The organism is Cellulomonas massiliensis JC225 (assembly GCF_000312005.1).
In the GTDB taxonomy this organism is placed as follows: Bacteria; Actinomycetota; Actinomycetes; order Actinomycetales; family Cellulomonadaceae; genus Cellulomonas; species Cellulomonas massiliensis.
In genome coordinates, this window is record NZ_HE978588.1 from 1570613 (window position 1) to 1578029 (window position 7417).

The window sequence follows — 7417 nt, forward strand, 5'->3', positions numbered from 1 at the left end:
CAGCAGCCCGGCGCCTCGGGCGAGCCGTCGGGCTCGCCGAGCGGTGCACCGGGCGGCGGGACGGGCGGGGGGACCGAGGACGGCGCCCAGGACGGCAGCGGCGCGCCCGCCGGCGGCGCCACGGCCGGCGGCACCGGGCAGGGCACCGGACAGGGCGGCTCCACCGCTCCGGCGTCCGCCGCGCAGGTCCTCGCCGACCGGGCCGCCATCGCGCTCGCCGAGGCGAACCTCGACCTCGCGCAGCGCCGGGCGCAGCTCGACACCCTCACCGCGCCGGTGGGCGGCACGGTCGCCGCGGTCGGGCTGGCGACAGGGGACGCCGTCACCGCGTCGTCCTCCACGCAGGTGGTGACGGTCCTCGCCCCGGACGGCTACGTCGTCTCCGCCACGGTCGGCCTGGCCGACGTCGACGCCGTCGAGGTCGGGCAGAGCGCCACGGTCCGGGTGCGCACGCAGGACGACGCGCTGGCGGCGACGGTCAGCCGGGTCGGCCTGCTCGACGTGTCCGACTCCTCGACGCCGTCCTACGACGTGGAGCTCGCGCTGCAGGGCACGGACGCCGTGCTCTACGACGGCTCGTCGGCGCAGGTCGCCGTCGCCGTGGCGGGCGCGGACGACGTGCTGACCGTGCCCACGTCGGCCGTCCGCGTCGACGGCGGCACGACCACGGTGCTGCAGCCGGACGGCGACGCCACGCGGACCGTCGAGGTGACCACGGGCGCCGTGGGTGCGGAGCGCACCGAGATCACGTCGGGTCTGACCGCCGGCGACGAGGTCGTCCTCGCGGACCTCACCGCCGACGCGCTCCCGTCGTCGGGGTCCAGCGGCTCGTCGGGGCTGTCCGGCCTCTCGGGCGGCTCGGGCACCACGGGCCGGCAGGTCGGCGGCTTCCCCGGATCCGGGCTGCCCGGCGCGGGCACGGGCGGCCGGCCGAACGGCTGACCGCACCCCGACGGGACGCTGGGGCCCCGGCCTGCCTCCGGGGGCCGGGGCCGGCTCCGGGGCGGGGCCGTGCGGTCGGTACGCTCGGCCGGGAGCCGCGCGGCGCGGCGCGAGGGAGGGCCTGATGAGCGAGCACACCCCGGGCGAGGGGCCGGTCACGGCGGACGTGCCGGCCGGCGCGAGGGTCGCGCTGCTGGGCGGCGGCGTCATGGGCGAGGCGCTGCTCGCCGCGATGCTGCGCGGCGGCTGGTCCGCCGACGCCGTCGAGGTCGTCGAGACGTCCGCGGAGCGGGCGGGGCGGATCGCGCAGGAGCACGGGGTCCGTACCGGCGCGTCGGCGGCGCAAGCGGCGGCCCGCGCGGACGTCGTCCTGGTCGCGCTCAAGCCCGGCGTGGTCGCGGGCGTGCTCGACGAGGTCGCCCCGGTGCTCCGCGGCGGGGCGCTCGTCGTGAGCGTCGCGGCGGGCCTGCCGATCGCCCTGTACGAGGAGCGCCTGCCCGCCGGCACGCCCGTCGTGCGCGTCATGCCGAACACGCCGGCCGTGGTCGGCAAGGGCGCGAGCGCCATCGCCCCGGGCTCGTCGGCGACCGAGGGGCACCTCGCGCTCGTCGAGCGCATCCTCGACCCCACCGGCCTCGTCGTCCGCGTGGCGGAGAAGGACCTCGACGCCGTGACCGCCATCTCCGGCTCGGGTCCTGCGTACGTGTTCTACGTCATCGACGCGCTCGCGGAGGCGGGCGTGCTGCTCGGCCTGCCGCGCGACCTGGCGACCCGCCTGGCGGTCGCGACCGTCGAGGGCGCGGGCGTGCTCGCGGCGCAGACCGGCGACCACCCCGTCGTGCTGCGCGAGCGGGTCTCGTCGCCGGGCGGCACGACCGTCGCGGGCGTCGCCGCGCTGGACGCCCACGGGGTCCGCGCGGGCCTGGTCGCCGCCGCCCGCGCCGCCGCGGAGCGCTCGAAGGAGCTCGGCTCCCGCTGACCGCTCAGGGTCGGGCGGCGAACCGCTCCAGCAGCTCGGCGTGGCCGGAGACGATGATGAGGTCGTTCTGCGAGATGCGGGTCTCGGGCGTCGCGTACTGGAAGTCGACGCCCGGGCTCTTCACGCCGATGACCGTCACGCCGTAGCGCTCGCGCACCTTGGACTGCGCGAGGGTGAAGCCCTGCGTCTCCTTCGGCGGGCGCATCTTCACGATCGTGAAGCCGTCCTCCACCTCGATGTAGTCCATCATCTTGCCGCTGACCAGGTGCGCGACCCGCGCGCCCGCGTCCGCCTCGGGCAGCACGACGTGGTGCGCGCCGATGCGCTGCAGGATGCGCGCGTGCTCGTTGCTGATCGCCTTCGCCCAGATCTGCGGCACGCCGATGTCGACGAGGTTGCCGGTGATGAGCACCGACGCCTCCAGGTAGGAGCCCACGCCGACGACGGCGACGGGGAACTCCCGTGCGCCGAGCTGCTCGAGCGCCTCGGGGTTGGACGCGTCGGCCTCGACGAGCGCGATCCGGCCGGCCCACTGGGCGACCAGCTCGGGCTTGCTCTCGACGGCCAGCACGTCCTGGCCCAGCCGGTCGAGCGTGGCGGCGATGGCCGAGCCGAACCGGCCCAGGCCGATGACGAGCACGCCGGTGCCCTTGCGGGGCTGGCGCGGCGCGTTCTGCGTGCCCGACGACGGGCGGAGCTGCTCAACCAATGATCGGCCTCTCTTCGGGGAACCGGACGACGCGACGGCGCGAGCGCAGCGCGAGCGCGGCGGCCAGCGTCATCGTGCCGGTCCGGCCGATGAACATCAGCACGGACAGGATGTACTTCGCGGGGTCCGGCAGGTCCGGCGTCAGGCCGGTGGACAGGCCGCACGTCGCGTAGGCGGAGATCACCTCGAACAGGACGACGTCGAGCGTCCGGCCGGTGATCGACAGCAGCAGCAGGCAGGAGACGAGCACGATGGTCGCCGAGACCATCGTGACGGCGATCGCGACCTGCAGGACCTCGCGCGGGATGCGGCGGCCGTACGCCTCGACGTCGCGGTCGCCGCGGGCCTCGGCGATGATCGCGAGCAGCATGACGGCGAGCGTCGTGACCTTGATGCCGCCCGCGGTCGACGCCGAGCCGCCGCCGACGAACATGAGCGCGTCGTTGAGCAGCCACGTGCCCTCGTGCATCTGCCCGACGTCGACCGTCGAGAACCCGGCCGACCGGGGCATGACGCCGGCGAAGAGCGACGCGAGGATCGTCGCGGCCGGGCCCAGCGGCTTGAACGTGTGCGGGTTGGTCCACTCGAACGCGGCGACGAGGATCGACCCGGCGGCGACCAGCCCGAGGCTGGTCGTGATGGTCAGCTTGGAGTGCAGGCTCCAGCGCCGCGGCTCGCGCAGGTTCTGCATGACGTTGAGCACCACGGGGAAGCCCAGCGACCCGATGAAGACGCCGACGATGATCGGCAGCAGCACCCACCAGTCGGAGACGAACGGCTCGAGCCCCTCGGGCGTCGGCACGAAGCCGGCGTTGTTGAACGACGAGACGCCGTAGAAGATCGCGTGCCAGGCCGCCTCGCCCCAGTCCTCGCGGTACATGTGGAACCGCGGCAGCAGGATGAGCGCGATCGCGACCTCGAAGAGCGTCGAGGTGACGATGACGGTGCGCAGCAGCGAGCCGACCTCGCCGAGCCGGCTCGTCTTGGTCTCGGACGTGACGAGCAGGCGCTGCGTGAGGCCGATGCGCCGCGAGACGGCCAGCCCCAGCAGCGACGCGAGCGTCATCACGCCGAGGCCGCCGATCTTGATCGCGACGAGGATGACGACGAGGCCCCAGGTCGACCAGTACTCGCCCGTCGGCACGACGACGAGCCCGGTGACGGTGCTCGCGGACGTCGCCGTGAACAGCGCGTCCACGAACGGCGCGCGCGTGCCGGACCGCGTCGCCCACGGCGCCGACAGCAGCAGCGTCACGAGCGCGATGACGAGCGCGAAGACCGTGACGGCGAGGCGGGCGGGGGACTGGCGGGCCAGCCGGTCGACGACCTCCCGGCCGCGCCACAGGATGCCCGGGCCACCGCGCGCCATCTCACCTCCCGCTCGAGCCGGCGCCTGCCGGACGTCCCACTGTGGCACGTCGGGGACCCCGGCACCGTGCTGCCGCGCGCCCGCCGGCCCGGGTGTCGCGGCGGCCGGCCCGTCGGAGCACCGCGGTGGGACGCGTTCGACACGCCCGCCGCGCGGTGCGACCGTTGCGCCATGACGTCGCCGTCCGACCGTGTGCGGGTGCTCTGGTCCCCCGTCATGCTCGGCTACGAGTTCGGGCACGGGCACCCCATGGCGTCCGACCGGCTCGACCTCACGATCCGGCTCGCCCGGTCGCTCGGCCTGCTGGACGCCGAGGGCGTCCGGGTGGCGGGCGCGGAGCCCGCGTCCGACGCGCTCATCGAGACCGTGCACGAGCCGGCCTACGTGGCCGCAGTGCGGGACGCGGCCGAGCGCGGCACGTCGTACCCCGAACGGGGTCTCGGCACGCGCGACGACCCGGTGTTCCCGCACATGCACGAGGCCGCCGCGCGCATCGTCCAGGGCTCGGTCGACTCGGCGCTCGCGGTCGCGCGGGGCGAGGTGGAGCACGCCGTGAACGTCACCGGCGGGCTGCACCACGCCATGCCGGGCGCCGCGTCCGGGTTCTGCATCTACAACGACGCGGCCGTCGCCATCCGCGCGGCGCTCGACGCCGGGGTGGAGCGCGTCGCGTACGTCGACGTCGACGCGCACCACGGGGACGGGGTCCAGGCCGTGTTCTGGGACGAGCCGCGCGTCCTGACGGTCTCGCTGCACGAGAGCGGCCACTCGCTGTTCCCGGGCAGCGGCTACGCCCACGAGACGGGTGGCCCGGCGGCCCCCGGGTCCGCGGTGAACGTCGCCCTGCCGTCCCGGACGGCCGACGCGGGCTGGCTACGGGCGTTCGACGCGGTCGTGCCGGCCGTCGTGCGGGCGTTCGAGCCGCAGCTGCTCGTCACGCAGCACGGCTGCGACTCGCACGTCCTCGACCCGCTGACGCACCTGCGCGTGTCGGTCGACGGGCAGCGCGTCGTCGCCGAGCGCCTGCACGAGCTGGCGCACGCCACGACCGAGGGCCGCTGGCTGGCCCTGGGCGGGGGCGGCTACGCGGTGATCGAGGTGGTGCCCCGCGCGTGGGCGCACCTCATCGGCATCGCGGGGCACCACCCGGTCGACCCCGGCTCGTCGGTGCCCCGCGACTGGCTCGACCACGTCGAGGCCGTGTACGGCCGCGCGGCGCCCGCGCGCATGACGGACGGGACGAGCGCGTCCTTCAAGCCGTGGTCCACCGGCTACGACCCGGCCGACGACCTGGACCGCACGATCCGGGCCACGCGCGCCGCCGCGTTCCCGCTCCTCGGGCTGGACGTCGAGCTGGACTGAGCGGGTCGCTCACGCGCGCGGCGCGGCGCCTGGCTCGTCGTCGTCGTCGCCGTCGAGGCTGTCGTGCACGGCGCTGTAGAGCAGGGTGTGGACCTCCTCGACCCGAGGGATGTCCGCGAACGAGAGCGGGTCGTCCGAGGCGGACTCGATCATGAGCGTCCCCGTACGCAGCACCCGGTCGACGAGCCCGTGCTCGAACTGCACCGAGTTGATCCGCAGGAGCGGGATGTCGATGCCGGTGCGGGTGAGGATCCCGTGGCGGTACATCACCCGCCGGTCGGTCACGACGAAGTGGGTCGTGCTCCACGCGAGCAGCCGCACGAGGAACCAGACGAGCACGACGAGCCACACGACGCCCGCGGCGACCAGCGCCGCCGTCCCCCACGAGGGCCTCGGCACCTGCCCCTGGACCCACGTGAGCAGCCACGCGGCCAGCGCCGTGACGAGCACGAGCGTGCCGCCGGAGCCGAACAGCATCTTGACGTGCGGGTGCCGGTGCAGGAGGAGCCGCTCCTCGGGGGTGAGGGCGCTGCGCGGGTAGGGCACGGTCTCTCCTCGGTCGTCCGGACGAGCGCGGCCGCCGTGCGGCTCGGGCGGCCGCAGCATCCCACAGGGCGAATCGTCCGGAGCGGGTGAATCGCGCGTCGCAGGGGCGCGGACGGCGGCGGCGGGAGGGATCGCCCGGTCGGGCGACCAGGGCTTTCACACCTGTCCCATGCGCCACTACTGTTGCGCCTGCACCGCGCGGAGCGGAGCGCGAGGGCCGCGCGGACGGCCGAAGGGTGAGGGACCAGATGAGCGACCAGCCGGGCCGCACGCGCTACCTCACCGTCCTCGAGGTCGCCGACATCATGCGCGTCTCGAAGATGACGGTGTACCGGCTGCTGCACTCCGGCGAGCTGCCCGGCGTGCGCGTCGGCCGCTCGTTCCGCGTCCCGCAGGACGCGCTCGACCACTACCTGGCCACCTCGGTCGTGCCGGTGCAGGACGACGCCGACGAGGCGCGCCGCTCGTCCTGACCGTCCCGAGGCCGTCCCGGGCCGGGGCGGACGCTTCGTGACCGGTCCCGCGGCCGGTCCGGCGGCTGCCCGCCGCCGCATTCGCGGCGAGGGACCCCGATCCCGTAAGGTGGGTCCCCGGACTTTCCCGTGCGGCCGTCACCGGCGCTGCGCGTCGTTCGATCCACCCGGCCCGCACGTCGGACCATCGTCGGAAGTGAGAGTGGACCTATGGGTTCCGTCATCAAGAAGCGCCGCAAGCGGATGGCGAAGAAGAAGCACCGCAAGCTGCTGCGCAAGACGCGTCACCAGCGTCGCAACAAGAAGTGAGCCACTCGGGCCCGGCAGACGCCGGGCCCGACGTGTGTCCGGGGTCGCCCGCCCGGCCCGTCAGCGCAGCGCGCGCTCGAGGACGAAGTCGTCCTCCAGCCGGCCGCCGACCTGGAAGTGCTTGGTCCCGACGACCTCGAAGCCGGAGCGCCGGTAGAACGCCTGTGCGCGCGCGTTGAGCTGGTTGACGCCGAGCCACACGCCCGCGGCCCCGCTCGCCGCCGCCCGCGCCAGCACCGCCGCCATCAGCGCGCCGGCCACGCCGCGCCCGTGCTGCTCCGGGTGCACGTAGCACTTGCTGAGCTCGACGGTCGGGCGGAGCCGGATCGCGGCGCGCACGTCCGCGTCCGACGGCTCGCCCGCCACCGTCATCGTGTAGCCGAGGAGCGGGACGCCGTCGGCCGCGACGAGCACCTCGCGTGCCGGGTCGGCCAGGTACTGCGCGAAGCGGTCGCGCGAGAGGTGCGCCGCGACGAACTCCCGCTGGTCCTGCTCGGTGGAGCCGGGCGGGCACGCGAGCGGGAAGGTCAGCGCCGCGAGCTCCGCCAGCGCGGGCACGTCGTCGGTGGTGGCCGGGCGCACGGCGAGCGTGGGCGCGGCCGCCTCCCGCCCTGCGCCGGTGCGCCGGGGTGACGTCGAGGTGCCGGGGTCGCTCACCCGGCGATCGTCGCACGCGGCGCGCACGCCCGGCCGCGGCGTCCCGGCGCGCGGGTCGCCGTCACCCGGCC

9 protein-coding genes are annotated in these 7417 nt (G+C 75.3%); 5 read left to right on the forward strand and 4 right to left on the reverse strand.

Annotated elements, in window-relative coordinates:
- Both HGCM_RS19770 and proC read left to right on the forward strand, forming a co-directional pair.
- Window positions 1–942, forward strand: a 942-nt coding sequence (locus HGCM_RS19770; protein WP_161604971.1) for an efflux RND transporter periplasmic adaptor subunit, incomplete at its 5' end; no start/stop codon positions are given.
- Between the two features lie 124 nt (window positions 943–1066).
- Complete coding sequence (gene proC, locus HGCM_RS07475; protein WP_019136231.1) at window positions 1067–1921, forward strand: pyrroline-5-carboxylate reductase; 855 nt, start codon at window positions 1067–1069, stop codon at window positions 1919–1921.
- Between the two features lie 4 nt (window positions 1922–1925).
- On the opposite strand, the gene HGCM_RS07480 is transcribed toward proC, so the two are convergent.
- Both HGCM_RS07480 and HGCM_RS07485 read right to left on the reverse strand, forming a co-directional pair.
- Window positions 1926–2630, reverse strand: coding sequence for a potassium channel family protein (locus HGCM_RS07480; RefSeq protein ID WP_019136232.1), 705 nt, complete (start codon window positions 2628–2630; stop codon window positions 1926–1928).
- Window positions 2623–3999: a TrkH family potassium uptake protein gene (locus HGCM_RS07485; protein ID WP_019136233.1), complete on the reverse strand. Its 1377-nt coding sequence runs from the start codon at window positions 3997–3999 to the stop codon at window positions 2623–2625. The genes HGCM_RS07480 and HGCM_RS07485 overlap by 8 nt, the downstream gene beginning before the upstream one ends.
- A 171-nt stretch (window positions 4000–4170) precedes the next feature.
- On the opposite strand from HGCM_RS07485, the gene HGCM_RS07490 reads away from it, so the two are divergent.
- Window positions 4171–5361 (forward strand): acetoin utilization protein AcuC, encoded by a 1191-nt coding sequence (locus HGCM_RS07490; RefSeq protein WP_019136234.1) that lies wholly within the window; start codon window positions 4171–4173, stop codon window positions 5359–5361.
- 9 nt (window positions 5362–5370) lie between these two features.
- On the opposite strand, the gene HGCM_RS07495 is transcribed toward HGCM_RS07490, so the two are convergent.
- The gene (locus tag HGCM_RS07495; RefSeq protein WP_026075328.1) at window positions 5371–5907 is read right to left on the reverse strand and encodes a PH domain-containing protein; all 537 of its coding nucleotides are present in this window, start codon (window positions 5905–5907) and stop codon (window positions 5371–5373) included.
- Between the two features lie 248 nt (window positions 5908–6155).
- On the opposite strand from HGCM_RS07495, the gene HGCM_RS07500 reads away from it, so the two are divergent.
- Both HGCM_RS07500 and HGCM_RS19105 read left to right on the forward strand, forming a co-directional pair.
- Window positions 6156–6380, forward strand: coding sequence for a helix-turn-helix domain-containing protein (locus HGCM_RS07500; RefSeq protein WP_019136236.1), 225 nt, complete (start codon window positions 6156–6158; stop codon window positions 6378–6380).
- A gap of 210 nt (window positions 6381–6590) precedes the next feature.
- Window positions 6591–6689 carry a 30S ribosomal protein bS22 gene (locus HGCM_RS19105; protein ID WP_003792170.1) on the forward strand — a complete coding sequence of 33 codons (99 nt, stop codon included), beginning with the start codon at window positions 6591–6593 and terminating at the stop codon, window positions 6687–6689.
- 60 nt (window positions 6690–6749) lie between these two features.
- On the opposite strand, the gene HGCM_RS07510 is transcribed toward HGCM_RS19105, so the two are convergent.
- Entirely contained in the window at window positions 6750–7346 is a 597-nt protein-coding gene (locus HGCM_RS07510) for a GNAT family N-acetyltransferase (protein ID WP_019136237.1), read from the reverse strand.
- Between the last annotated feature and the right edge of the window lie 71 nt (window positions 7347–7417).